General features: G+C 56.0%; 17 protein-coding genes and 2 pseudogenes. 8 read left to right on the forward strand and 11 right to left on the reverse strand.

What is annotated here, in order from left to right; translation table 11 throughout:
• The first annotated feature begins 28 nt into the window (after positions 1 to 28).
• From E4S61_RS26180 to E4S61_RS15045, 3 genes are all read left to right on the forward strand, one after another.
• Positions 29 to 3,079, forward strand: coding sequence for a hybrid sensor histidine kinase/response regulator (locus E4S61_RS26180; protein WP_135304787.1), 3,051 nt, complete (start codon positions 29 to 31; stop codon positions 3,077 to 3,079).
• Positions 3,080 to 4,061: 982 nt separating this feature from the next.
• Complete coding sequence (locus E4S61_RS15040; RefSeq protein ID WP_135304788.1) at positions 4,062 to 4,511, forward strand: hypothetical protein; 450 nt, start codon at positions 4,062 to 4,064, stop codon at positions 4,509 to 4,511.
• Positions 4,512 to 4,800: 289 nt separating this feature from the next.
• Positions 4,801 to 6,033 carry a hypothetical protein gene (locus E4S61_RS15045; RefSeq protein ID WP_135304789.1) on the forward strand — a complete coding sequence of 411 codons (1,233 nt, stop codon included), beginning with the start codon at positions 4,801 to 4,803 and terminating at the stop codon, positions 6,031 to 6,033.
• Between the two features lie 90 nt (positions 6,034 to 6,123).
• Here the strand turns inward: E4S61_RS15045 and E4S61_RS26680 are convergent, their stop codons facing one another.
• Both E4S61_RS26680 and E4S61_RS15055 read right to left on the reverse strand, forming a co-directional pair.
• Positions 6,124 to 6,390, reverse strand: coding sequence for a pentapeptide repeat-containing protein (locus tag E4S61_RS26680; RefSeq protein ID WP_135304790.1), 267 nt, complete (start codon positions 6,388 to 6,390; stop codon positions 6,124 to 6,126).
• Positions 6,391 to 6,769: 379 nt separating this feature from the next.
• Positions 6,770 to 7,816 (reverse strand): single stranded DNA-binding domain-containing protein, encoded by a 1,047-nt coding sequence (locus E4S61_RS15055; RefSeq protein WP_135304791.1) that lies wholly within the window; start codon positions 7,814 to 7,816, stop codon positions 6,770 to 6,772.
• 1,443 nt (positions 7,817 to 9,259) lie between these two features.
• Between E4S61_RS15055 and E4S61_RS15060 the strand changes: the two genes are divergently transcribed.
• Together E4S61_RS15060 and E4S61_RS15065 are read left to right on the forward strand one after the other, a co-directional pair.
• On the forward strand, positions 9,260 to 9,739 hold the full coding sequence (locus tag E4S61_RS15060; protein ID WP_135304792.1) for a universal stress protein: 480 nt from the start codon (positions 9,260 to 9,262) through the stop codon (positions 9,737 to 9,739).
• A gap of 114 nt (positions 9,740 to 9,853) precedes the next feature.
• The gene (locus E4S61_RS15065) at positions 9,854 to 11,173 is read left to right on the forward strand and encodes a hypothetical protein (RefSeq protein ID WP_135304793.1); all 1,320 of its coding nucleotides are present in this window, start codon (positions 9,854 to 9,856) and stop codon (positions 11,171 to 11,173) included.
• Positions 11,174 to 11,535: 362 nt separating this feature from the next.
• Here the strand turns inward: E4S61_RS15065 and E4S61_RS15070 are convergent, their stop codons facing one another.
• Entirely contained in the window at positions 11,536 to 12,828 is a 1,293-nt protein-coding gene (locus tag E4S61_RS15070) for an MFS transporter (protein WP_135304794.1), read from the reverse strand.
• Between the two features lie 3 nt (positions 12,829 to 12,831).
• Positions 12,832 to 13,943 (reverse strand): annotated as a pseudogene (locus tag E4S61_RS15075) (MBL fold metallo-hydrolase).
• Between the two features lie 89 nt (positions 13,944 to 14,032).
• On the opposite strand from E4S61_RS15075, the gene E4S61_RS15080 reads away from it, so the two are divergent.
• Complete coding sequence (locus E4S61_RS15080) at positions 14,033 to 14,767, forward strand: helix-turn-helix domain-containing protein (RefSeq protein WP_135304795.1); 735 nt, start codon at positions 14,033 to 14,035, stop codon at positions 14,765 to 14,767.
• A 43-nt stretch (positions 14,768 to 14,810) separates the two neighbouring features.
• Here the strand turns inward: E4S61_RS15080 and E4S61_RS26555 are convergent, their stop codons facing one another.
• From E4S61_RS26555 to E4S61_RS15100, 5 genes are all read right to left on the reverse strand, one after another.
• Positions 14,811 to 14,933 (reverse strand): hypothetical protein, encoded by a 123-nt coding sequence (locus E4S61_RS26555; protein WP_280663815.1) that lies wholly within the window; start codon positions 14,931 to 14,933, stop codon positions 14,811 to 14,813.
• A gap of 172 nt (positions 14,934 to 15,105) precedes the next feature.
• Complete coding sequence (locus tag E4S61_RS15085; protein WP_135304796.1) at positions 15,106 to 15,468, reverse strand: hypothetical protein; 363 nt, start codon at positions 15,466 to 15,468, stop codon at positions 15,106 to 15,108.
• A 242-nt stretch (positions 15,469 to 15,710) separates the two neighbouring features.
• Positions 15,711 to 17,996 (reverse strand): AAA domain-containing protein, encoded by a 2,286-nt coding sequence (locus tag E4S61_RS15090; RefSeq protein ID WP_135304797.1) that lies wholly within the window; start codon positions 17,994 to 17,996, stop codon positions 15,711 to 15,713.
• A 179-nt stretch (positions 17,997 to 18,175) separates the two neighbouring features.
• The gene (locus E4S61_RS15095) at positions 18,176 to 19,138 is read right to left on the reverse strand and encodes a transcription initiation factor IIB (protein ID WP_135304798.1); all 963 of its coding nucleotides are present in this window, start codon (positions 19,136 to 19,138) and stop codon (positions 18,176 to 18,178) included.
• A 250-nt stretch (positions 19,139 to 19,388) separates the two neighbouring features.
• A complete protein-coding gene (locus E4S61_RS15100; protein ID WP_135304799.1) occupies positions 19,389 to 20,141 on the reverse strand; it encodes an MBL fold metallo-hydrolase in 753 nt (250 codons plus the stop codon).
• A 30-nt stretch (positions 20,142 to 20,171) separates the two neighbouring features.
• Here E4S61_RS15100 and E4S61_RS15105 point away from each other — a divergent pair, with 30 nt between their 5' ends.
• Positions 20,172 to 20,390 (forward strand): hypothetical protein, encoded by a 219-nt coding sequence (locus E4S61_RS15105; RefSeq protein ID WP_135304800.1) that lies wholly within the window; start codon positions 20,172 to 20,174, stop codon positions 20,388 to 20,390.
• Positions 20,391 to 21,705: 1,315 nt separating this feature from the next.
• Here E4S61_RS15105 and E4S61_RS15110 read toward each other — a convergent pair.
• Both E4S61_RS15110 and E4S61_RS15115 read right to left on the reverse strand, forming a co-directional pair.
• Positions 21,706 to 22,914 carry an outer membrane protein assembly factor BamB family protein gene (locus tag E4S61_RS15110; RefSeq protein WP_167768522.1) on the reverse strand — a complete coding sequence of 403 codons (1,209 nt, stop codon included), beginning with the start codon at positions 22,912 to 22,914 and terminating at the stop codon, positions 21,706 to 21,708.
• 428 nt (positions 22,915 to 23,342) lie between these two features.
• Positions 23,343 to 23,692: pseudogene (locus E4S61_RS15115) on the reverse strand (hypothetical protein); the annotation flags it as partial.
• 379 nt (positions 23,693 to 24,071) lie between these two features.
• Here E4S61_RS15115 and E4S61_RS15120 point away from each other — a divergent pair.
• Positions 24,072 to 24,929 carry a universal stress protein gene (locus E4S61_RS15120; protein WP_135304802.1) on the forward strand — a complete coding sequence of 286 codons (858 nt, stop codon included), beginning with the start codon at positions 24,072 to 24,074 and terminating at the stop codon, positions 24,927 to 24,929.
• Positions 24,930 to 25,008 lie beyond the last annotated feature (79 nt).

Consider the following 25,008-nt stretch of genomic DNA (forward strand, 5'->3'; position numbering starts at 1 on the left):
TTATATAAGCCCATTCGAATGATGCTGTATGGGTGATTTGATACGTGTTCTACATATCGATGATGATCCTGATTTTGCGGATCTGGCCGCGACATTCCTTGAACGAGCGCAAACCCAGATTACGGTCGAAACTGCAACACATCCCCATGACGGACTGCAGAAATTCCGTGATGGGGCGTTCGACTGTATTGTTTCAGACTATGATATGCCAGACCAAAACGGAGTTGAGCTGTTAGAGACCATTCGTGACATCTCGACCGATATTCCATTTCTTCTCTTTACAGGTAAAGGGTCAGAAGCGGTAGCCAGTGAGGCCATATCTGCTGGCGTGACGGAGTACCTGCAGAAAGGCAATGGAACAGAACAGTACACGATATTAGCGAATCGAATTACGAACGCTGCTGACCATTACCGGCTTGAGCGAGAGGCCGCACACACTCGTATGCAGTTACGGACGATTCTGGAACATTCTGAGGATGCGATACTCACGATCGCTGCTGATGGTCAGATTCGCTTTGCAAACCAGGCCGTCAATGACTTGCTGGGATATTCGCCTGCTGAGCTGGAAGGGATGCCAATAGTGACGATACTACCGGACCGATATCAGGATGTCTCTTTCGCTGCAGTCGAGCAATGCGTCGAGTCAAACCGCTCAGCCGGGAGCGGATCAGAAGTAGAGTTTACTGCCCAACACAAAGATGGACAGACGGTCCCAGTTCTGTTGCAGTACAGTACATTCGAACAAAACGGTGATCGTCGCTTTATTGGCTATTTACATGAAATCTCGGACCAGCCAACCACAGAAGCAGCGTCACCTGAACAAGAGACGCGATTGCAGCAGCTAGCAACCCATCTCGACGAAGTCGTCTGGATAGCTGATATCGTCAGTGATGAGATACTCTATGTGGATCCAGCGTACGAGGATAGCTGGGAACAGCCCAGTGAAATGCTCTCTGCTGATCCGACGGTCGTTCTTGGAGATATCCATCCAGACGATTGGCAGCGAATCGAGGCAGCACTCGAGCAGGTGCCTGTCGGTGACTTTGATGAGCAATATCGAATTATCTGCCCAGATGGGGACATCCGGTGGGTCCGCAACCGCATTATCTCCATTACAGATGACGCAGGGAACGTGTCTCGACTCATCAATATGGCAGCTGATGTGACCGGCCGTGTCGAGCACACACGCCAATTAGAAACATTCAGTGGCAATCTACCGGGTATTGCATACCGGTGTGAAAATCGGCAAGCATGGCCGATGGAGTTCATCCGGGGTGCCTGTGAATCGCTGACTGGCTATACTGCATCGGCACTCGAAAATGGCGACGTCGCGTGGGGCGAGGATGTGATTCATCCCGCCGATCAGGACCGCGTCTGGGAACGGGTTCAGGCGGCACTTGAGACTGAGGATACATTTGAAGTAACCTATCGAATTCGGGCTGCCGATGGAACCACGAAGTGGGTTTGGGAACGAGGACAAGCAGTCCAAGCACCAACGTGGGGGAACGATAGTGTCGAGGGCTTCATCACTGATATTACCGACCACAAGGAGCGTGAACAGGAACTTGAAGAAGTGAACACGCTGCTTGCAACTCTCATTGAAGCGCTCCCAGTCGGCGTCTTGGCTGAGGACGAAACACGAGCTGTAATGGCCGCGAATCAACAACTGGTTGAGCTATTCGAGTTCTCTGACTCGCCATCTGACCTTGTCGGCTCAGACTGTGATCGTATGGCGACGACTATTCGTGATCAGTTTGCCTCCGAGACATTTGTTGACCGAATCGCAGAAATCATTTCGGCACGTGAGCCGGTGAACAACGAGGAATTAGCCCGACCAGACGGTCGGACGTTTGAACGAAGTTATCGCCCACTTGATCTCCCGAACGGAAACGGCCATCTCTGGGTCTATCGTGATCTTACCGACCGTATCCAACAGGAACAAGCACTCCAGGTACTGACCCAGCGGCTCAAAGCGCTGAATCGGGCGATGCGGGAGTTGCTTGCAGCTGATACACAGGAAGCTGTTGCCGAGATTGGTGTGCGGGTTGCGACAGATATCCTTGATCTCGACGCGAGCGCGATCCACCTGTATGACGAAGACCAGGATGCGCTGGTGCCGATTGCCGCAAGCGAAATGGTCTACGACCTGATTGGTGAACCACCAACGTTCACGCCCGGTAATGGTATTGCATGGCGGACATACGAGCAAGGCGAGCCAGTCGCCTTCGATGATGTTCAGAGTGATCCCGATATTCATAACCCGGAGTCACCCATCCAAAGCGAGCTTCAAGTTCCAATTGGGACTGTTGGTATCCTCATGGCTGGCTCTCCAACACCTGCGGCATTCGATCACGAGGATCTGCTCCTTGGTGAACTCCTCGCTGGCACTATCGCGACAGTGCTGGAACAAGTAGACAAAACCGAACAGCTTCAGGCTCGTGAACAAGAGCTAACCACACAAAACGATCGACTCGAGGAGTTTGCGAGTGTCGTTTCGCACGATCTTCGGAATCCGCTTACTGTTGCGTCGGGCAAATTAGAGCTCGCACGAGCGGAGTGTGAGAGCGAGCATCTCGACGAGATTGCCCGGGCCCATACTCGAATGGCGGATTTGATTGACGAGTTACTCACTCTAGCTCGCACAGATGATGCGCCTATCGAGGTGACCCAACTCGAACTCCCGGAGTTCGCAGAGACCTGCTGGAAAAATGTAGAGACAGCCGATGCCACACTTGCCATCGAGGGAACACACACTATTCGTGCGGATGTAAGTCGGCTCAAGCAGGTGTTCGAGAACCTCATCCGCAACGCGGTTGAACACGGTGGCGAGACCGTCACCGTTACCGTCGGCGATCTTCCCGATGGCTTTTACGTTGAAGATACGGGGCTTGGAATTCCGCCAGACGAACGTGACGATGTGTTCACGTCTGGCTACTCGACGCTCCCACAGGGAACCGGATTTGGATTAAGTATCGTCAAACAAGTCGTTGAGGCACACGGCTGGACAATCAACCTTTGTGAGGGGCCTGCAGGCGGCGCACGATTTGAAATTACCGGTGTCGGTACTGTCCAAAGATAATACGCCAAAAGCGTGTTGCGTCTGCGGGAGAGAAGACGACAGTCAGTGTGTCGAACCTAACCAGTAAGTCTGTGAGGCGTGCGATACGGCGTTCAACACTGACAAGAACGGGGCGGAGAACATCCACCATAACTCCGAGCCTTCCGGGCAGTTGTCTGAGGATAGGTGTAGCAGTGGTTGGCACAGCCCGCAGTCTACCTTCATGACTTGTCCCAACCGCGGTCGGGATTCCTCCGTCTTCAGGCGGAGGAAGATGTCAATCGCCTATCCGAACAACCTCCAGAGAGTGGTGTGGTTGGTGTCCTAGTTTTCAGTCCAAGTACGGATTCGAATGGTACTGTGTTCGTTTGGATGCTGCAACACCCATGGCGGGTCAGAGGCAGGCGGCGCCTCGCGGACTGCTATCGGGTGAACACCTAAAAGCCCCGCAACTTCTCGGATACCAAGGTTCGTATAGTCTCGCGCGATACCGGCGAACTTCAACCGATCACTCCAGTCGTCGGTCTCCAACTTCTCAAGAAACAGTGTCAAAGCCAGCGCGAGGGTCGAATCGGGTTCCCCCTTACTCGAGGTCATGACTTCAGTAGACCTGATCTCCCAGTTTACGATAGGAGTGGCGGACACCCGGCCAGAATCGTTGGATGACGACATGCAGCCAGTCTGATGAGAATCTTGTATATATCGCTGGCGGTTCTAGCAGTTATAGTATATACATCTATCGTCCACTGGGAATTGTATCCAGCACCGAATTAAGGAAATCAAATCATTGCGGAAAACCGCTAGAACCGCCAGATATACACGATTCAAATCGGAAAATAAGTTTCCGTACCAGCCACGGGTATATTTTCATGACACGACCTCGTGGCAGCCTGTATGATGGTTTAGTTATGTCTTTGCCGATAATCGCAAGCAAACGCCTTGTCTGACTATTCAGTTGCTAAAAACTAAAGTCTTAAATAGTATTTCTTGCTACGATGGCTTCGTGTTTTCCGCCGATTTTCACTCGGAAAGAGGCTTCACTGTCGAAACAACAACGCTCCCTGAGTCCCCTGGCACGGTACTGCTGAATGATACAGTTGCTGCCCTCCCCGATGCGGACGTGGCCGGTGTCTTGCTGGCATTGGTGCGTGATTGTGATGCGTTCAATCCGTCGCCGGAAGTTGCTACAGTGGTTATCTGCGACGACGGGGTCGAACTACGATTCGACCACAAGGACCTCCGCATGCAGTTCCACTGTGAAGACACAGATTCTGTGACGTGGCCGATGATTCAAGATCAGCTGTATGAGGTACCCGCTGGGACTGAATGGCTTGTAATCGCTACAGGGCCGCTGACGGCTCGTGCGAGAGCTGAAATTGACTATGCAAATTTTCGTGATGGAATTCACTACATTGAGATTTCATCAACTCTTCGGTGGCGGAGATGTGACTAGTCCAGGAAGCTGAACATAAGAACGGACTCAGAACAATGAAAAATTCTAATTAGTGCGTTATTCCGTGCTAATAGAAATAATTTATTTTTTATTATTTTTATCTTATGTGTAAGATTATTTTAATTATCTACATGCCAGATACTTCCTCGTACCAAGTATTCCACGCTAAGATCGACTATATGTGCGATATAGTGAATATAATACTATATATTACTCTTGGGAAAATAATCCCAGAGAGACTCGAAGTTTTTGGAAAGATATATGTCATATCTATTTTTATTTTGAGGTCATGGATCAAAAATGGAATAGCGTATTCTTATACCAACATGCAGGACAAGATACCCTCCACCAACTTGAGAACAATACTAGTAAGAATTTACTGACAATTCTACGAGATACTGATCGTTCGTTTGCTCAATGGTTACTTTCGAGTGGCTTCTCAGGCGTTGATTGGAAAGGATTCGAACTCAAAAAAGTTGACACGCAGGTTTCACTGAATAGTGATGATATCACTGAATCACTTGATGATGGTGCAAAAGGGTACCTACTAGGCATCTCACGTTACGGGGAGCAGGTTGGGGCAGATGAAAGACCAACTCGGAACAATAGTAGTACCATTGACGGGTGGCTAGTATTACAGGATAATCACGGAGAGAAACGCTTCATTGGTATTGAAGTAAAGACCTATAGTGACAAACTTGAGCCAACCCAAATGGCGAAATACCGCCACCAGCTGCAGATTCCACCTGAGCCAGAACATCCTCGAGCTGGTACTCTAACTTGGGGACAGCTGTATAATGAAGTTACCAGCCGTGTACCGCAAAAGTATGTTGAGGAGCAGTTACAGCATAAGCTTGAAAAAGATGAATATCTCTGGAATGAGTTTGCCAAATCCTTACGGTTTGATCAGCTGGAAGTCATTATTGCGCAAAATGACGGTCCTCCGTATAAGCGACTCTGGATGAGGCCAGCTATTGCTCAGCCAGATAGTGATGCTAATTATGAGATTACACTCACATGGGAAAATACAACTAACGTAACAAAATCACGACTCGGATGGATGGGAACTAATATTTTTGAAGATCTACTGACGCAACTACCCCGACCGGTTCGTGAGGCTACCTTTGGGGAAGAAAATATATCCTATCAACGATTTGTAGATGCTCTCTATGATACCGACGAATATGCAGAGATTGAGGATAAAAAGAATATGAATATTTCGAGAAAAGAGCTTCCAGATGGCTCAGACCGAGCTTTCAGAATGAAGTGGATTACTGATGAAGACGATAATGAGATTGTTAGTAAATACCCACACTTCAGAATTGTAAAATACTATTCTAGTGGAAAATACGCGCAGGGTTCATCTCCTAATTTGGATCCAATAGCGTTTGAGAGTCTCTTCGAGAGTATCCCGATTGAAATCCGAGAGCAAGCCTTGATTGGAAATCCAGAACCTGATCTATCCTCATTGTGGGAGCACTTGGTACATAATGAGGACGCGTTTCAGGACCCTCGACTTTGAAGTACTAAATCCTATTTATTCTTCTACAATGATGGTCCCTGAGAACTGTCGTTGTATAATATAGGAATATTTTATCAAGTTATTATTCGATTAAATTTTCATACTGTAGACAGCAGCACCCACTCGTTTGAGTTCAGTTAGCGACAGCCCAGTTTTACGAAGATCGGCACTAGTCAACACGGTGTATCGGAGGCCCGAGCCAGATAGATTTGCGTTTACTAAACTAGCATCTGTGAGGTCAGTATACTGTAGGTTAGCCTCAATGAGAGTTGCCTGTTGAAATGATGCACTTGTTAAGTTCGCTCCTACGAGTATACTCACCAACGGACTTCTCGGCAGTATATCTACCGCACACATAATTATTTCAGTTTTCTCTTCGATAGTAGACCGCTCCGCAATTCCTGTTCAGCTTAAATATATCGGACCGTGCACACCGAAGTGAGCATGGTGGACTGCTGCGCGGCGCGCGCTGCACTGAGCGCCGCGAAAAACCAGCCAAGCATCTTTCACCACTCCGCTGGCTGGCCTATGTGAATATCTCAAAAGCAAATCGAACACTCCCGATATCAAGCCCAGCTTACCACTTCAACGCTGTTTGCAGTCACAGTCCGTACGCGTGGTTGGCTCGTCGTCACCCCACCCTGCCGGTGAGCGGCGACGATGCCGTGTGCACGAGGTGGCTCCACGCCGACCGAGCCGCTCGACTTGACGGCAAAGCCGCCGACCGAAGGCCGGCCTAGTCGGCTAGCGTCACCTTAACAGCCTTCTCCATGTCCATCTGGTTCACCCATGCATGAGCGTCTGATTCCACGTCCCACGGGGCCAGTCGGGGACTCTCACCGGCACAGCCAAAGGAAGCGCGACAGTCACCAGTCGGGGCGGGACCATCGCCACGTTTGAGGATACACAGCGTGGAGTCGCTCGTTACGGCCAGCGTCTTCAGTCCGTTGTACTCGCCGGGCTTGCCGGCACAGATGCGCACGCGGTCGCCTTCATGGAGGGTGCGAACCATCGTGCCACCGTGGATGGATTTCACCCAGATAGTCACCTTCGCCGTATCGCCGTCGTCGTCTTCGACGTAGGCTACCTGATACTGATTCGGAGCGGCGGGGTTCTCGATAAGATGCGTGACCGTTCCTTCGATGGTGGCTTCGTACCCGTGGGGGTTCATATCCGCAACGGGGACCGGGGTGTTCATCGCAGCACGAGCGGCCGTGAGCGCACCGAAGACACCGTCAAAGCGTGAGTCGCTGTCGGTCGTGTGACCGGCGACGAGACGGCTTGCCGCGGCGGTGCTGATGCCAGTCTTGTCGCTGACCGTGGTAGCGTCTTGATTCACGTCGGCCAGCACGTCGACGTCCATCTCGGTACGTGGGTCTGGCTCTGCCTCAAAGGTCTCCGGGTGTTCTGTCTCGCTGGCGGTGAGCTGGCGGGTCGAGGCTTCGCGGTCGATCTCGCCGTGGGCATCGCAGGCCGTCTGGGTATGGCGGGCCTGTTCGGCTGCCTCGCCGTGGCGTTGTTCCTGGGCGGCCAGTGTCTCGCCGTGGCGGCGGTTAGGTGCGACATCCGTCGAGCGGGTCCAGTCGTAATCGTTCTGGCGAGCGTAGTAGTTCCCGCGGGAGTCACTACCGCGGTTGGGGCGGTAGTCGAGTTCGTCGCCGTTCGCCGTCTCGGCGACTTCTTGGAGAAGATGCTCGGGACCGCCCTCGACATGGGCACCAAGTTGCAGCTGCTGGTCAATATCGGACGATGCTTTCTTACTGCCGGAGTCGTTAGCGTACATTGTCTTTCAGGGTTACAGAAAGACACTTGTCGGGTGTCTCAGCACCCGATTTCCTGCGGCATGAAACTGCCTTCGTGAGCGCCGCGTGTCGTGTCTTTCCGTACATAAGTTCACGAGTGCACAGTACTTAAAACCAACGGCTGAATAGTATTGCTTCAAATGGGATATAGTAGCTATAGAGTGGCTAAAGAACCGGATTATTGACTTCGGATTTTGGCGGCGATAGTATATAAATGAGGATTGGTGGGATGCCCTCAACGACGGGGACATCTCGTGCGGGTGCGGAGTTGTGAGCATCCCGCGGGGCCGCCCGAGTGCCGGATGGGTGAAAGCCCGGCACGGCCACCGGCCGCGCCCGGAACACAGCGAACGGAGTGAGCATCCTCGTTCCGGCGAGGGAGGGCGGCCCGAAGGGTTCTGCTGTTGGGTCGGGTGGGACTGAAAGGGGCACGGCGCTGGCGCTTGCTGTAGTCGCGTCAGCGACCCCTCTCCGAGCGCAGTGAGGAGATGTCGCTGAGCGACCGCCAGCGCCGTGGGGCTTTCAAGGTGTGCTGGTCGAGTCTTACTGACACCCCTGCCGGCAATCCGAGTTTAGTTAATCCGGTCCGTTATCTCTGGCAGATTTCAGCGGTACGCGTGTTAGTTCTGTCAATTATCACCGGGATAGTGGTGCCCGTTTTTCCCCGAACAGGCTCTATTGATCTGTAACGACTTGAAACGCCAAAGTAGAATCTAGTCAGAGCCCCGTCGCTCTTCTCGTCTGGAAATGTGGTACACGCTCATAGAAATTTTCTCGTACTCGCATCTCGATCGGTGTACCATTCGGGACTACCGTTCCCTGCATCTCTCCATCCCTCATTGCCGCCCAGCAGCGGCTGCTGCCGCTGCATACGATAACACGGAGGAATACACATCCAGCCAGTCTGTCAGTCCCACGTCACTCACACACTAGTCTCTCGGCGTTGTCTCCTGGCTGTCAGCCCCTCCATGTCGTTCACCGGAAATCCGGTGTTTCCTGGTTTCTTGTCTGCCCCACGCCTCAAGTTGTTCCTAACTCTGATCAGCAGACAGAGGAAGCGTGCCAGCGAAACTCGAGGCATGTCAGCTGAGGCTTATACTAGTTAGCCTGGTGTCGGTGCTCCTGGGTCAACTGGATCGTCCTCGGATTCCGGATCTTTGCGGTTGAGTATCGCATCACGGACACGCTCGAAGGCCGATCGATCAGTTTTTGAGGTATATGGTAGCATACTACATTCTCAACTACATCGCTGAGATACATAGGACTGGCGGACGTATGCACTCATTCAGCTATATGTGTGTGAGAGAACGGCGCGAATGCGCCTGCAATCGTAATCCTGTCATCGCGGATTCTGCCGTGTCTGACCTGCGTAGGACAGTCAATTTGTCCCTATCCTTATGTGTCAATGGCTACTTTGATTAGACATGTACGACGAAATTCTGATCCCGACAGATGGAAGCAGCGGGATGGAGCAGGTCACAGAGCAAGCACTCGGCATTGCGGAGGGATCTGGAGGACGGGTGCATTCACTGTATGTCGTGGACGAGCGTGCGTACATGTCAGTCCCCGATGATGCACGAGACCAAGTGAATGCGGCCTTGGAAAGCGATGGGTATGACGCTACTCGGGCAGTTGCGGAACAGGTCACTGAGGCGGAGTGTGAAGCCGTCCAAGAAGTACGGTGGGGCGACCCCGCCGTCGTCATCATTACCTACGCGATGGAGAACGATATCGATCTCATCGTAATGGGTACCCGCGGGAAGACCGGATTTGAACGCTATCTACTCGGGAGTGTTGCAGAGAAAGTAGTCCGTCTCTCACCAATCCCTGTTCTTACCGTGCACATCGGTGATCAAAAGGCACTGACGGAGGAAATTGAGCAACTGATTGGTCTTGATCGGTAGGTGCTGCTGATAACGGCGCTGTATCGCCGCTTTGCTCTCTCGAACGCCTCGTTGAGGATGGACAGTAGTGCCTGCATTTAGGTAACACCACGAGACCAGACCGGCGAGCGGGCCGTGCTGAAAGCCGTGTTCGACGAGAGCATCCACGCCGACAACGCCGAGGTCGGTGGGTTCGTCCCGAAAGACGACGCTGAGGCCCGGATACGCGATTATCTCGACGCTGAGGGCGACGGCATCGCCGACGTGTGGGACATCGTCGAACGAGTCCCCGAAGCTCTTCTTGATCGGGATCATCGCGATGGCGAAACGCATCTCCGAACCACCGACCGCGGCCAGAGCGAGGTGTTCGCCAGCGGCGACGACGAGAATGCTGGTGGGCTCGAACACCGGCAGCTGCTTCGAGATAGCTACGTTCCGCTGACCCGTCTTGGTCTCTGCGTCGACATCGTGCAGCAGGACGGCAACGGTGATCTTCCAGATGCCCGCGCTACTCCTGAACCGATGCGTGATGTCGACGTCAAGGCGCTATCGCTGGCCGAGACGCGCGTGGTGGCCGAAAACTTCGCCGAGGACTACCCGACGCTGGACCGACTGACAGGCGGCGAGACGGTTAGTGTCGAGGCCGAGTGCGAGACGAGCACCAAGCCAGGCCAGACAATCAGGAACCTCGCACAGGCTGTCGATCGTGGTGAACGGTGTCTATTCATTGCCCGGCCCGACGCCGCCCGGCGTGTGGAGGGAGCGCTTTCGGACCCGCCGCTGTTGGCTGGCGGCGATCCTGAGGGTGACCGACGGTTCTACAATCGACGTGACCTCCGTATCGACGGCGACCGTATGCTCCGGCCAGCAGACGCACACAACAGTGTGTGGCGGTTCGACGCCGACCGAGAGGCGTACATTCTCTCAGATAGCGAGAGCCGCGAGCTGGCGACGTTCGATGATGTTGGCGCTATCTATGAGGACGCCAAGGCGTATCCCGAGATCGAGGGCGACGTTGACGACCCCGAGGCATGGCGGCCAGTCAAGCAACCGGTGATTCCCAAGCGACTATTCAATGACGAGACACCCGACCGCGACGACTGGAACCTTGTCGTGCTCGATCCCGACAAAGTGGCGACCGATCTCGCACTTCGGGCGGACGGTGAACTGACGTCCCTCCGTAGAGACCGAGAGACTGCCATCGAGGGCGACCATCCTGACCCCGAGGACCTCGACGTCTCCGAGGGTGCCCGTGCGCTGTACGACTGTCTCCTCGCCCATGGCGAGGCTGTCACCATCTCCGAAGCCGTCGACCTTGCGGCCGCCGATGGCCGGGAGTGTCTTGACGTTTCCCGGCGGACGATCTCGAAGCGCATCGACGAACTGGCCGATGTTGGCGCACTCGTCGGGGGCGACTATCGCCAAGACGCCGGGACTGAGTATCAGGTTACTTAGGGATAGTTAACGACTCTGGTCTGGTTCTTTCGACCCGAGGTTTGACCCCGACTGATCCCGGTTCGAAGCGGCCTTCAAAGCGGGGGACAACGTCTTTTTCCAAATCCCGCTTCGAAGCCGCTTCGAAACCCGCTTCGAAGTACCTCAGGGCCGTGACGTCTGGCGATTATGTTCTGCCTCGAAGCGAAATCGCTTCGACCCTCTATGTCCTCACTCTACTCGGAACTAAACCGACGCGACAATAGGGGGACACCCGACCGTCGCGGGACACGCCGAGGACACCCGAGCGAGACGAGACACCTCGATAGCGGGGTGTGGCGAATACCTGACAAACCAAGTGATGTATGGCCTATTGTTCCAGATTAGTCATCGGAGATTGGTTGGTTAGTTGTGGGAGTTGCTGGTGCAGGTGGTTCGTGCGTGCCGAACTCAGGGTGCGTCTCTTCCATCCACAGATAGACGATTATCCCGGAGACGAACATCAGGGCCGCAATCATGTAGAACGCGGCCTCGGCGTTCACGAACTCCATTGCGAGGCCCACTAGGATTGCGCCGACACCATACCCGGCATCGCGCCACATCCGGTAGACGCCCATTCCAGTTGCGCGCCACGTCGGATGAGCAGCGTCGCCGGGAACGGTCATTAGATTGGGGTAGAGTAGTGCCATCCCAATGCCGGATACACCGGAGAGCACGGCCCACGGGAGATAGCCCTCGACGAGGACCATCCCGAGGACACCTGTGCCAGCGAGGAACATTCCAGCGACGACTGGCGGACGCCGACCGATTCGGTCCGCGAGGCCACCGGTTGCAATCTGAAGGAAGTACATCGCGCTGTGGATGCCGACAATGAACCCGACAGCTGCGATCCCGAGCCCCTGACTTGTGAGATACAGTGGAACGGCGAGCCAGAACAGCGTGTCGACGAACTTCTCGATGTGCCCTGCCTGTGCCGCAGCGAACAGCGTCTTGTCACCGTAGGTCGCCCGCTTCAGCACCTCGACAAACGGGAGGTTGGCGTTGTGGTGGTCCTCGTCATCGATCTCGGCCTCCGCGAGTTGGACCGTCTCCTTGATCAAGAAGATTGAGATGAGGAACGCCAGCACGACCACGATTGCGAGGAAGTAGAACGGCTCGGGCCGGAGACTCGTCCGAGCGGCGATAACGCCCGTAATCCAGGCACCGGCGGCGACCCCGGTATACCCGAACGCCTCATCGATACCGACCGCGAGCCCGCGCTGCTCAGGACCTGCAATGTCGATTTTCGCGTTGATGGCCATACTCCATGTCAACGCCTGATTAATACCGAGGAGGATGTTTCCGATGGTGATCCAGCCCCAGCTCGGCGCGAAGATGAGAATAACCGGGAGCGGGAGGGCAGTTGCCCAGCCGAGGACGAGTACTGGCTTGCGACCGTACTCGCCGCCCCACTTGCCGGCGTAGAGGTTGAGGAGCGCTTTGACGAAGCCGAACGAGACGACAAACGACCCGATGACCAGTAGCGACTCGACGCCGAGCACGTCGCGGCCAAGTACGGGCACGACAGCGCGTTCGGACCCGATGGTCAGGCCCGTCGCGAACACCAGCAGGACGTGCAATGAGAACTGCCCGAGGTGCTCGCGGATTCCTTGTTTGATTTCAGTGTCCGTATGCATAGATCACTCCGCTGCGCAGTTGTTTGGACCCAGTTCCAGCTCGGCCAGCTCATCGGCGGGAACGGGTTCCTGCCCGACGTTCGTCCGCTTGACGCGCTGGAAGTTCGGTGGATGATCTGGGATATCCGACGCGAGTTCTCGGACGAATTCCTCGTGGTCGCGACCGAGGTCCTTGTTCCGTTCTTTGACTTCGGCGAGCGTCGCAGTTACTGGCGGTTCGGGGGAACCGGGGTCGTGGGCTGGCAGCACCAGTGTGTCGTCTGGTCGGTCCAGCAACCGCTGAAGGCTCTCGTAGAGTGTCGCGGCGTTCCCCTCGACATCGGAGTCTTCGATACCGGCTTCGACGCCGAGTTCCACGCGGCCCACACTCTCGTGGAAGAGCGTGTCGCCCGTGATCAGCGCTGCACTGGCGATGTCGAACGAAACACTCCCTTCACTGTGTCCCGGCGTGTGGATAACCTCGATGTCGAGCTGACCGACCGTCACAATCTGTCCATCTTCGAGGGGCGTCGCGTCGAAGCGAGTGCGTCCTTCGGGTGGAGGTAGTAGGGGACACCGTGCCAGTCCGCGAGTTCAGCCGCACCCGAGACGTGGTCAGCATGGGCGTGGGTATCGAAAACGCCGACGAGCCCGGCATCGTACTCGTCAAGAATCGCCTCGTACTCGTCGAGGTAGTGCGACGGGTCGAAGACGGCGGCTTCACCGTCCGAGATGAGGACGTGCGAGAGGCAGCCCTTCCCCGGACGTGCGACCTGAATAAGCGTCCCGTCGAGGTTAGCAGGAACTGGAGCGTTCCTATGCACTCGACTCCAGCCGTTCATCCCGTCAGTGAGCGTCACCGCGTCGTAGTCCAGTTCTTGGAGAACTTCCGTTGCGGTCTGCGAGACAACACCTGCGGCACAGACGGTGACGATCTGCTCCTCACGGGAGAGGTCCGAGAGAGCCGCTTTCGCTTGGTCAGGGTCTTCAGTTAATTCGTCGTAGACGTCGACGTTGATACTGCCGGGAATCTGCCAGTCCTCGAAATCTTCTTCGTGGCGAATATCGAGAACGAGCGGGCCTCCGTCACCGTTTTGCAACTGTTCGCTGAGTTCTTCTGGCGGTATCTCCTGCATCGGTATACCAGAATAGTAGGTACATTTGCTTATACGCCCTGCCGGACATGACCGGCACCGTTATTTCTGGTCAGACCAAAATTGCTCGTATGAGTCTATACGAGGCCTCAATTCGAGTCAAACACGAGTGTCCGTACCGGGAGATCTCGGAACGGCACCCAGACTTGACCATCCGTGAGTGGCCACTGAGCGACTGCCAGGTGCTCGAAATCTCCTCCGAGACGACACCGACTGACGAACTGCACGACGAGATCAGTCAGCTGGGGACCGTTCTACACGAATCGGAGGACGACAGCGGGTATCATGTCGTTACACAGTCCTGTCTCTGTTCACTTGACGAATCCATCATCGACCGTTTCGAGCAACACAACTGTCTGTACCAGTCACCGACGATATACCGCCAGGGATGGGAGCACTACACTGTGGTCGCGTTCGACAGTGAAGACATCCGGGACCTACTCGGTAACCTGCGAGCCGATAGGGAGATCGAACTCCTCTCGAAAACCTCGATTTCGGAGACGCAGATTCCTCACAGTATGCTGGCCCCCGCGAATCAACTATTTGAGAACCTAACCGACCGGCAGTTAGCAGCACTTCAGTTGGCGCTGGAAAGCGGCTACTACGAGCAACCGCGGAAGACGTCACTGCGGGAACTAGCCGGCCAGACGGCTGTTGCTCGTTCGACGTACGAAGAACATCTTCGAAAGGCGGAGAACAAGCTCCTCACGAACGCGGGACAGTTCTTGCGGCTGGTCACCGCGACATCGACGGCGGACCCGCTGCAAGTAGAAAAGACCCGGCAGGCTGAGCAGCCTGCCGGCTAGTCCGCCGCTAATTCATCGGAACGAATATGGCATTCGTTCGACCTCAGAGAAACTCACCTCCCACCTTTAGATAACTGACATCCTGATTTCTGTTGGTATCGCTCTTCTCTTTGTCTTTTTCGGCGTCTTCATGTTTAGTCCACCCTTCTTTCACGTGGACTGCCACGCCTACTCTGCCTCGGTTTTCACTCTGGACGAGGGGTGTGTGAGTTCCCAGTTCGTCAGGTAGGTTGGGTTGTATTCGTGTTCGTCGACTACGAAGAAGTGTGGCGTCGTCTGGACCGCTAACAGCGGCCCAGTGGGGTGGGACGCTGATTATTCATGACCCCACGCTTCGTTCAAGCTGGGTCGACAGGGCCGACGTATTGGCTCCTGATAGTTTCACCATCTCGCCACTGGAGGTAGTAGTAGTCACGGCCGTCGATCGTCTTCGTTGTGAGTGTTCCTTTGGGTGGCGGCAGTTCCGCTTTCTCACGCGCGTCTTCGAGCTGCTCTTCCCACTCATCGTCGTCCCACTCGTCCGGTGTTTCGGCGGATTCGGTCGGCTGGTCGTCCATGGTTGCTGTGTTGAGTTCGTCGAGAAGGGTTTCGACGTGATCGATGGCCTGGTCGTAGGTCGTGGCTGCTGCTTTGTCCAGTGACGTTCTGTTCACTTCTTGGAGCTGTGCAAGTGCCGCTTCGACGTGGGAACGGTTGCTCATCTGCTAACCAACAGTGTGCTGTATATCCTTGGGCTTGTTGGTTAGTCCGTGTTAACGCCGTATCGAGTCCAGACAATGCTTCCGATAGAGAGGTCAGGAAAGACACTGGTGACCCACATTTTGAGTTTTCGCTCATGTTCTGAGTCTGACCGCTGTTCAGAGGCTATTGTCCCCGCAATTCATGACAACAGCACACGGATGAGAACGTCGAATAGCAGCGCACTACGAGTAGCGATACATCGCTACTGTTCTATCGGCTCAGTCGTCTCGAAACAGTCGTTTTCGAGGAGCCATGTTCGGAGGTCGGCATACACGTCACTGCAGTCGTCTCGGTTTGACTCTGGAGCGATGAGTGTCTCCCAGTTACCAACGAGAACGAGGTGTTTTTTCGCGCGGGTGAGAGCGACGTTGAGACGCCGCGGGCCAACATCGGGAAGCGAGAGGAATCCTGCGTTCCCGGCATCGTTGGACCGGACGAACGACATGAGGATGACGGTTCGTTCACCGCCCTGGAACGAGTCGACCGTGTCGACTTCTACGTTGTCGGTGCTGACGGGGAGGGCATCAAGTTTGTTGCGAATGGTTTGGATCTGCCCAGTGTATCCGGTAATGACGCCGATATGCGTACTTGGAGTGCCCCGGTCGCGGAGGTCGTGGACGTGTTGAGCGATGATCTCTGCTTCGGCCTCGTTTGCATAGGAGGTGCCGTACTGTTGTGTTTCCGCACCGACGACGTGGTGGGCACTGATCGGTGGCAGGTCCCAGAGCGTGTATGGGTCGTTCGGTCGGTCGACGGTTTTGACTTGCCCGTCGTAGAACGCCGCGCTGGGGAACGCGGCGATGTCTTCGTGCATCCGATACTGGGTATCGAGTAACTGCGTGGCCTCCTGTCCGTATCGGTTGACGAGGTGCTCGTACAGGCTCACTTCGAGGTCACGGTTCCGCATTTCGTCGCTGCCGTACGGCGGGAGTTGCTTGTGATCGCCAGCGAGCACCATTCGCTTCGCTGCGAGCCATGGAGCAAACGTCGCTGGCACTGAGGCTTGCGAGGCTTCGTCGACGATCGCGACATCGAACTCGTTCGTCTCGAATTCGGCGGCAGCTGACATGGTCGCGCCGACGACGTCTGCTTGCTTGGCGGGTTGTGACACGTAGTGCTGTTGCACGACGCGGTTGTCACTGCCCGAGCCAGCTCGTGCAATCGCTAGCTCACCATCAATGGCGGCCTCGTGAAGTGAGCCCTCCTCTGGCTCGCTTGATGTGCTGGTGCCGACGAGCAGATTGTCTGTGGCTTGATTCGAGTGGGCACAGGCGATGACGCGATTCCCTCGGTCAACGAGTTCCTTGATGAGTGTAACAAGTGTCCGGGTTTTCCCGGTACCGGGTGGCCCATGAATGAGTGTGATATCGTCTGTACAGAGGCCGTAGTAGGCGGCATCCCGTTGTGAGTCATTCAACTTCGGGAACTGTGTCGCAAGTCCCCGTGCCGGTGTGAACGACAGGCCGCTATTGCCTGCTATTGGTGCATACTTCGAAGATTTTTGCTGGACGCGGCGAATACAGTCGAGTTCTCGATTGTACGGCAGCGCGTTGAAGATCGGATAGAGGCTGATAACGAACTCATCGGAATCGAAGATCTCTCGAATCGACTGCATTGCGGTGTCGCGGTCGTCGGCTTGGTCCGAGACGATGACGGTGAGTGCACGTGTTTCGGAATCGACGACCTTGCCGAGAGCGGGAAGGCCAGCAGGTGATCGGGCCCACGGTGGTGTATCGATCATGATCTCCGTGCCCTCCCACAGGTTCGTTTCAGCGCAGATATACCTCGACTCAGTCTTGTCATTCTCCTCAGTGGGCGCAGAAACGTGCCATCGCGTCGGGTCTGCCCCCGAATCTTCGTATACTGGGACCGCATCGTGTAGCCCGCCTTCCTTAGCGTAGTAGGTGTTCTGATCGAAGGACTGGTACTTGTCGATGCTCTCACGTCGATCCCGTTGTTTCTCAGCTTTCACGAAGTCTGCGAGGTGGGTGAAAAACTCCTCGCGTGTCATCTCATCCCAGTGGGCTGCAGTGAGTTGCTCCGGGACGAGTTCGAGGACTGATTTGTTTTCTTGATCGTCACCGCCCGGCATGTAGCTGGGCACAGTCGGCATGTCGTATGCGTCTGTCCAGAAGCGAAGTCGCCAGCCGATCGCGCTCGTTCCAGCTTGCCGGACCGATTGGAAATTCTCTCGATCGACGGCGGCCCAGTGATACTCGATAATCGTGCGACGGTTTTCCTCGGTGTACCGAACGAACTCCCCAGTGAGTTCCGCTGAATCGGGTTTGTGGAGTGGCAGCCGGACGCCGTTACTCGTCCGTAGTGCGTCAAATTGCTTGAACTGCGCCGCGAGTGCCTCGATATCGACGTTGTTTCCAGCTTCGGTGAGCGTGTCGGCTTGCTCTGGTCGCTCCGCAAATCTCGCGAGCGACGGCGAGTACCGCTCAGTAAATACCTGCGTCATCACCGACAGATCAACTGCAGTCATCGACTAGCAGATACGGATTCGTACGTATAACTCATTCGTCAGGTAGTATCTTGTATCTAGCAAGTGCTGTGACTTCGATCAGCCGTTGTGAAAGACTTTGGAGCGGCTGTCGTGACACAGAATACGGCTAATTTCGAGACGCTCGACGGCGTGACTGTTGAATCGTATTGAACCTCTCGTTACGCGACGGTAAGTCCCTGCTCGGCTTCGAGCAGTTCGTGATAGCGGTTGCGGATAGTGACTTCGGAGATGTCCGCAACCTCGCTGACAGCCATCTGTGTCACCTTCTCGTTGGTCAACAGCGAGGCGGCGTACACCGCGGCCGCGGCGAGGCCGACCGGCGACTTTCCGGAGTGGACGCCCTGTTCTTTGGCGTTCTGGAGGAGTTGGCGGGCGCGATGTTCGGCCTCGTCGGAAAGTTCGAGATCCGAGGCGAATCGGGGGACGTAGCTTTCGGGGTCGGCTGGTTTGATTTCCAGTCCGAGTTCGCGGACGACGTAGCGGTACGTACGGGCAATCTCGCTCTTCTCGACGCGGGACACTTCTGTGATCTCGTCGAGTGATCGCGGGACGCCGGCCTGTCGAGCGGCAGCGTACACCGAAACCGTCGCCACGCCCTCGATAGAACGGCCGGGCAGGAGATTCTCGTCTAAGGCGCGGCGGTAGATGACGCTGGCCGTCTCACGGACGTTCTTCGGTAGGCCGAGTCCAGAGGCCATGCGATCGATTTCGCCCAGCGCCTGCTTGAGATTGCGCTCTTTCGAGTCACGCGTGCGGAAGCGCTCGTTCCACTTGCGCAGTCGCTGCATCTTCTGACGCTGCTTGCCCGACAGCGAATTGCCGTAGGCGTCTTTATTCTGCCAGCTGATGTTGGTCGAGAGACCCTTGTCGTGCATCATGTTCGTTGTCGGCGCGCCGACGCGGGACTTCTCGTCTTTTTCGTTGGCGTTGAAGGCGCGCCACTCCGGGCCGCGGTCGATCTCATCTTCCTCGACGACGAGGCCGCAGTCCTCACAGACCGTCTCGCCGTGTTCGTCGTCCATGACGAGTGTCCCGGAACACTCCGGACAGGCTGTCGAGGTGGATTCTGTAGTCTGTTCCTCTTCGTCGACTCGCTGTTGCGTTTGTGTGTGTTCGCTCATTGGTTGCGAAAGCGAGGCTCACCGGGCACTGGGGCTAACCGTAGAACCCGGCAGCAATCGGTAAGAATGTATTCGTCCGAAAGTCAATTAATGCTTTTGGTGTTGGGTCGCCGATAGGCGTCTCGAGCCACGAGACGCGTGTTTGTGTCTCCAGCGCACAACCATTCAAGTAGTGATTATAATGAATCATCCGGGAGGTCCGGCTATTACAGATGTCGCATAATCTCGCTGAGCAGCGACCGAGAAAGGGTTACCGTGCGAGGGCGAGTGCCGTCTCGATATCCCCAAACCAGGGATTTCCGTGTCCGGGCAGGAGTGTCACCAATCCCACGCCTTCGAGGCGAGCGAGCGACGCCTTGGCCTCCTCGTGGTTATCGTCGGCAGGCTCAAGGAGTTGTGGATCACCCTCTTGTTGGGTGAAAATATTCCGTGTAGCGAGGACATCGCCACAGAAGAGGACGTTCCGGTCCTCGACGAACAACGCACACGACCCAGCGGTGTGGCCGGGCGCGAAGATCACCCGTGGCTCGCCTGGCACTGGGAGCACATCTCCGTCGGTGAGCGGTTCAACATCGGCAAGCGACTCGACGGACCTGACACCGTCGCGGAGCATCTCAAGGGCGTAGGCGAAAAACCGCGGCCGCCAGAGGTTTCGGAGGTACCAGCTGGGAGGGCTTTGGGGATGGCTGCGAAGCCGGGGCACGTCGTTCGGATGACAGTAGACGGGGACGCCCCGGTCGGCCATGGTCTTGGCGAAGCCGACGTGGTCTACGTCTGCGTGTGTCAGCACGAGCGCAGCGACATCGTCGAGTTCGTAGCCGTTGTCGTCGAGCCAGTGGCCGAGCTGCGGCCAGTGGGCAGGAAGGCCAGCGTCGATGATCGTCAGTTTTGCATCCGCTTCGAGGACGTACCAGTTGATCCGACGCGTGCCAAATCGGTAGACACCCTCGGCCACCCTGCGATTCGTGGCTCCAGTCCTATCGCCCGTTCGAGCGTGGCCCATGGTCTTTCTACGACCGCGTCGTAAATAGCAATGCACGTCCAGACGTCGGCCTCCCACAGGGTGCTGGATATGCTATACTTGACAGTAGTCATCTGTGCAGCATTCGATGACGACATCATGGCCGTAGTCGCCGTCTTAATACTGCACAGCGGGATTCTCAACGGCGAATTCGTTGGTCTACTCGGTGTAGTGGACGAGGTCCTCGACCCGATAGCGCAGGTGTCAATGAGTGGCCTGTGTGAGCGCTGATTCGCTTGCAGTCAGACAGGCGGATTAGTTTCTGGGCCATCAGCGACTATCCTCGTTCAGCCACAGCCACAGCCACAGCCATCTATACCGTCAGCGTAGTCCCGCGTAGTACTCCAGGTGACCACCACAGCCCTGTGGCCCAGTGCTTCTGACAGCACCGACTGCCGGAGTTTCCGTTTCAATTCGCTGAGCGACAGCGCTGAATGAGTGGTGCACAGAGTGTTACACACCTCCATCGATCGTACTGGTCTGCGTTGGGAAGTCCTGCCCACTGCTGTCGGGTTCTGTGTGATCGAAATATTGGTCGGTATGAACGCACATGTGCCGCACGGGCTTGGACGTCTTCCCTAATCCATCGTGAATTACTGTACGACCGGCTTCCCAGCGTCCATTTCCGCGTTCTCGGCTCCGTATCGAGTTAATGACCGCCGACTGTCGGTGAACACCTGCCACTCAATGACTGCCGTCGTCCCTCGCTCACCGGTCGTCGGTGTTCCTTGCCGGCAAGCAGATGCTAGTGATAACATTGACAATCGCTGACGAACAACACACAGATAGACGCCGGGATACAGCTTTTGGTAGGACTGACTCACTCCACAGCCACCCCAGCGTCAGTAGGTGTCTCTGCGAGGTCGTTGTCAGGTCGACCTCGCTTTTGTGTGCCTGCTGGTGGGACTATCCGGGAGTGCTATCGGTAGTGATCGGGTGTGGGTGGCCATAGTTGGCCAGCTTGCTGGTGAGTGTGTCCGGTAACGGGCAGTGGCACGGCGGTGCGCTCGTCGATTGGGGGTTGTGTCGAGGGGTTGCTCGATGCGTGTTGTGAGGGATTGAGAGTGGCGGCTGGGGGAGAGGCCACGCTAGTACTCATCTTGGAACAGATTCATCGAGACGATCGATATTGGTCCCAACTGTGGATCGCCTGCTGAACAACTCCGAACATCTCTCCTAGAGGCGGGCTGAGCTTAGAGAGTCGTTATATCCGTTGTGAACTATAGTAGAATCTGAAAGTCTTTGCAGGGTCTCTTGGTAAACAGGGCTGCTACGCGTTAATTTTCAGACGCACGCTGAGTGCTGTGTGTAGATACTTCTGAAGATTACTATAGAAGTTGAGACTTGTCGCTCCGTTCGTGTGACGACCACTCACGCCACTCCTGTACAACTGAGGGCGCTCCCGAGTTCTGCAGCTACCACACAGCAACGCCAGCGGCAGCAGGGCACGTGCCACCGCGTCCATCAACGCCGATTCTCTACCGATCCCCTTTTTAGAGGTGTCCATTACGGGATCAGGGTGACGACTCTACTAGAATGGGTGCTGTCACGTGTCGTTCGTCGCTGGCTCTTCGAGCATCGTGAGGAAAGATTCGTAGGAGCGGGTCGACATCGCGAAGAGGCGATCCTCGGCGACGATGACGGGTACGGGCGAAACGTCTGTCGAGGTCCACTGAACTTCGAACGTTTCCCGATCGAGGGCGACCAGACCTGATTGGTCACTTCTAAAGCCCGAACCGCCGTCGATTGAACCGTACTGCGGGACGAATATCGTGTCCGAACTTACAGCTGGGCGCCCCCAGCCGTAGCTGACGGATGGAATTTCGTTGAAGAAGTCGAAGTCGTCCGGGACGGTGGGCCGCAGCACGGCTGCGCGTGTCTCCTGTCTGTCACCGGTCACTAGGTCCCGTTTGTACAGCGTCGCCCCACCCTCCTCTATGACTCTCGGCAAGAGCGAAGAGGCTGTCCCGATGATAACCGACCCGTCGGCGATTGCGGGCTGGCTGAAACGGTTTGACCCCTCGAACCCCGGTTCGACGATCGGCTCGAGTTCGGAGCGCCAGCGTTCGGTTCCGTCTTCGGTAGCCAGCGCAGTGAGGCTGTCCCCAGATACTACGACGACTGTTCCGGAAGCGGCTGCGAGACCCTGGACAGGTGGACTGTTGACGGCCCACTGCACTGTGTCGTCAGTGGTGGAGACAGCACGAACTTGCTCCTCGATTGCGTAGACCAGCGTCCCGTCCGTGACTGCGAATTCCTTAACGGGCTCCGCCACAGTGTGTCGCCATTCGACCGCTCGGGAATCGAGCGAGACCGCATAGAAGAACCGTTCCTGCCCGGAGCGGACTAGCCCGAATATCATCCCGTCGACGAGAGCTGGAGCCGAGGCCGCTACGGAGTCGCCTTCGACGAGCGGGTCCGTTGCCCAGCGACGTGTGCCGTCCGCGGCATCGAAGGCTTGGATCGTCACGTTTCGTTCGCCATCGTCTTGATTGGTCACGGCCGAATAGACGGCCTCGGGACCGATAGTGGGCGCCGTGTACCGGCAGTTTGGGGGACTCCGCGCCCAGGTTTGGCTACCGTCGTCTATGTCGAGTGCACGGAGCGACGCGCCACCGATGTAGGCCCTGCCATCAGCGACGGTCGGGGGGAATTCACGAGTGGAGATCGACGCTGCCCAGCGCTCGCTGACTCCCGTTTGCGGGCCGCTGGTTCCCGGATTGTGGTACGTCCGACCGGCGTCGTGACCAATCATCGGCCAGGCGTCGGCGGGGAGTGTTGCAGTCGCGGTGCGGCATGTTGGCTGAGCGGCCGCGACCTCACTCGAGAGCAACGGGAGGGCGGCGCCTGCGCTCGCGACACTCTTCAGAATATTTCGACGGCTCGTCTCTTTCGACATCGTATCACTGCTACTGGTGATGGCTGTTTTATTATCGCTCTAATAAGGGATTGTTCCACTGTATTCCAACGGATTTCTGGTAGCGTCACACCCGTTGTAACAGTAGTTTGGAACTGGTCGCTTCGTTCGTGTTATAAACACTACTAGCATCCTGCACAAAGAGGGTCGCTCCCGGTTCCGGCAGCTAGCACACAGCAGCGTCGGCGACGGCAGGGCACGTGCCACCGCGTCCATCAGTGTCGGTTCCGTGCCGATTCAGTCGTTAGGACGTGCTCGTCACGAGGTTATCCCGAAGACTCCACCACAACGGGTGTGACGCCACCCGTCATTGCTTTCCGGTCGCTGTTTTCCAGCAAATCGAGGCCGACGTAGCGTTGCTCGACCAATCCTTCGGCAGTCTCGGCGTCCATCGCTAGCAACTCGGTCTGTGTCTAGTCCCGACCGCCCTGCCGGGTCTTCGCGACAAGGTCATCTCCACCTATTCCTGTAGTTTCTCCCAGACCCACTTGACCGTTTGACGATGCGGCTCTTTCCCAAGCTCAGCGGTCAGAGCGGTCTCCACGTCATCCTTCGTGAAGAAGACGCCACTGCCATCAGTCCGTTCGGTTGCGAACTCGGGCCACCGTTTGGCGACACAATTGTCTGGTCGAATGCGACGCTGAAAACGTGGGCTCCGACTCGGGAGCAACGGCAGTACTCTGTTCCCATCGTGACCCGCGATGATCATTCCGCCCGGTTTGCCTGGGTCAAGAGCCAGTTTTCCGTTGTCGTCTGGTCGGCCAACCTGTAGCCCTGATGATTAGCGTCGTCATGCAGAGCGATCGACACCTTCAGCAGGCGTTGACCGCGACGATGATCGTCGAAAGTGCACGATTACGGCGCCAATTGCCAACGATAGTAGAATGCCAATGGAGGCGTGAATTCCTGCGGCGAGGAAGCGCGCGAGCGTGTTGTGAGAAGTGACTGTTCCTATCTTTGATATAGTTCCTGAACGAATTCGGTGCTATCTACCGATGTTCGACAACATCCTCGTTCCGACTGACGGAAGTGACTGTGCACAAGCAGCTGTCGGGCACGCCGCGGATATAGCGACACGCTACAATGGGAGAGTACACGCACTATCTGTCGCCGATTCCAGGACACTCGAAGATGGCCCACAGTCCGATGAAGTCAAGAAAGAACGTGAAGCAATCGCTGAAAGGGCCTGCAACGACCTTTCCGAGAGTGGCGTCCCTGTTGAACAAGCCGTCCGTACTGACATCCCCCACAAAGCGATTCTACGGTACGCGACCGAACAGGACATTGATCTCGTTGTGATGGGGACACACGGTCGGACCGGCGTCGAGCGATATTTGCTCGGGAGTGTCACCGAGAAGGTTGTCCGGCTCTCGGATGTGCCAGTATTAACGGTCAAGGCGGAAAACGATGCCGAGGTCACCTACCCCTATACTGATATCTTGGTGCCAACCGACGGGAGTGAGGGATCAGAGGCCGCTATTGGCCCAGCTGTCGATATTGCGAGCACTTACGATGCTCGTCTACATGCCCTCTCAGTCATCGATACGATGGCGATGGGCGTCGATGTCCGATCAGTGGGGGTTCTCGATGCGCTGGAAGAATCAGCAGAGTCGGCAGTAGAAATCATCGAAGAGCAAGCAACCCAAGCCTCCGTGTCTGCGGTCGAAACCGCGATTAAACATGGGAGCCCCTACCGAGGAATTCGTTCCTACGTTGAGGAGCACGATATTGATCTCGTCGTGATGGGCACCCACGGACGCAGTGGGATCGAGCGATACCTCTTGGGAAGCGTCGCCGAAAAGACAGTGCGCACGTCACCAGTTCCTGTAATGACCGTTCGTCAGCCAGAGTGAACCAGCGGTCAGTAATGACTCTTGGTCTGTCTCACACGTAGAATCTACCGTTCTCAACACTGACTCCATCCTGAATCAC

It is taken from the genome of Haloarcula amylovorans (genome assembly GCF_004681185.1).
GTDB classification, from domain to species: Archaea; Halobacteriota; Halobacteria; order Halobacteriales; family Haloarculaceae; genus Haloarcula; species Haloarcula amylovorans.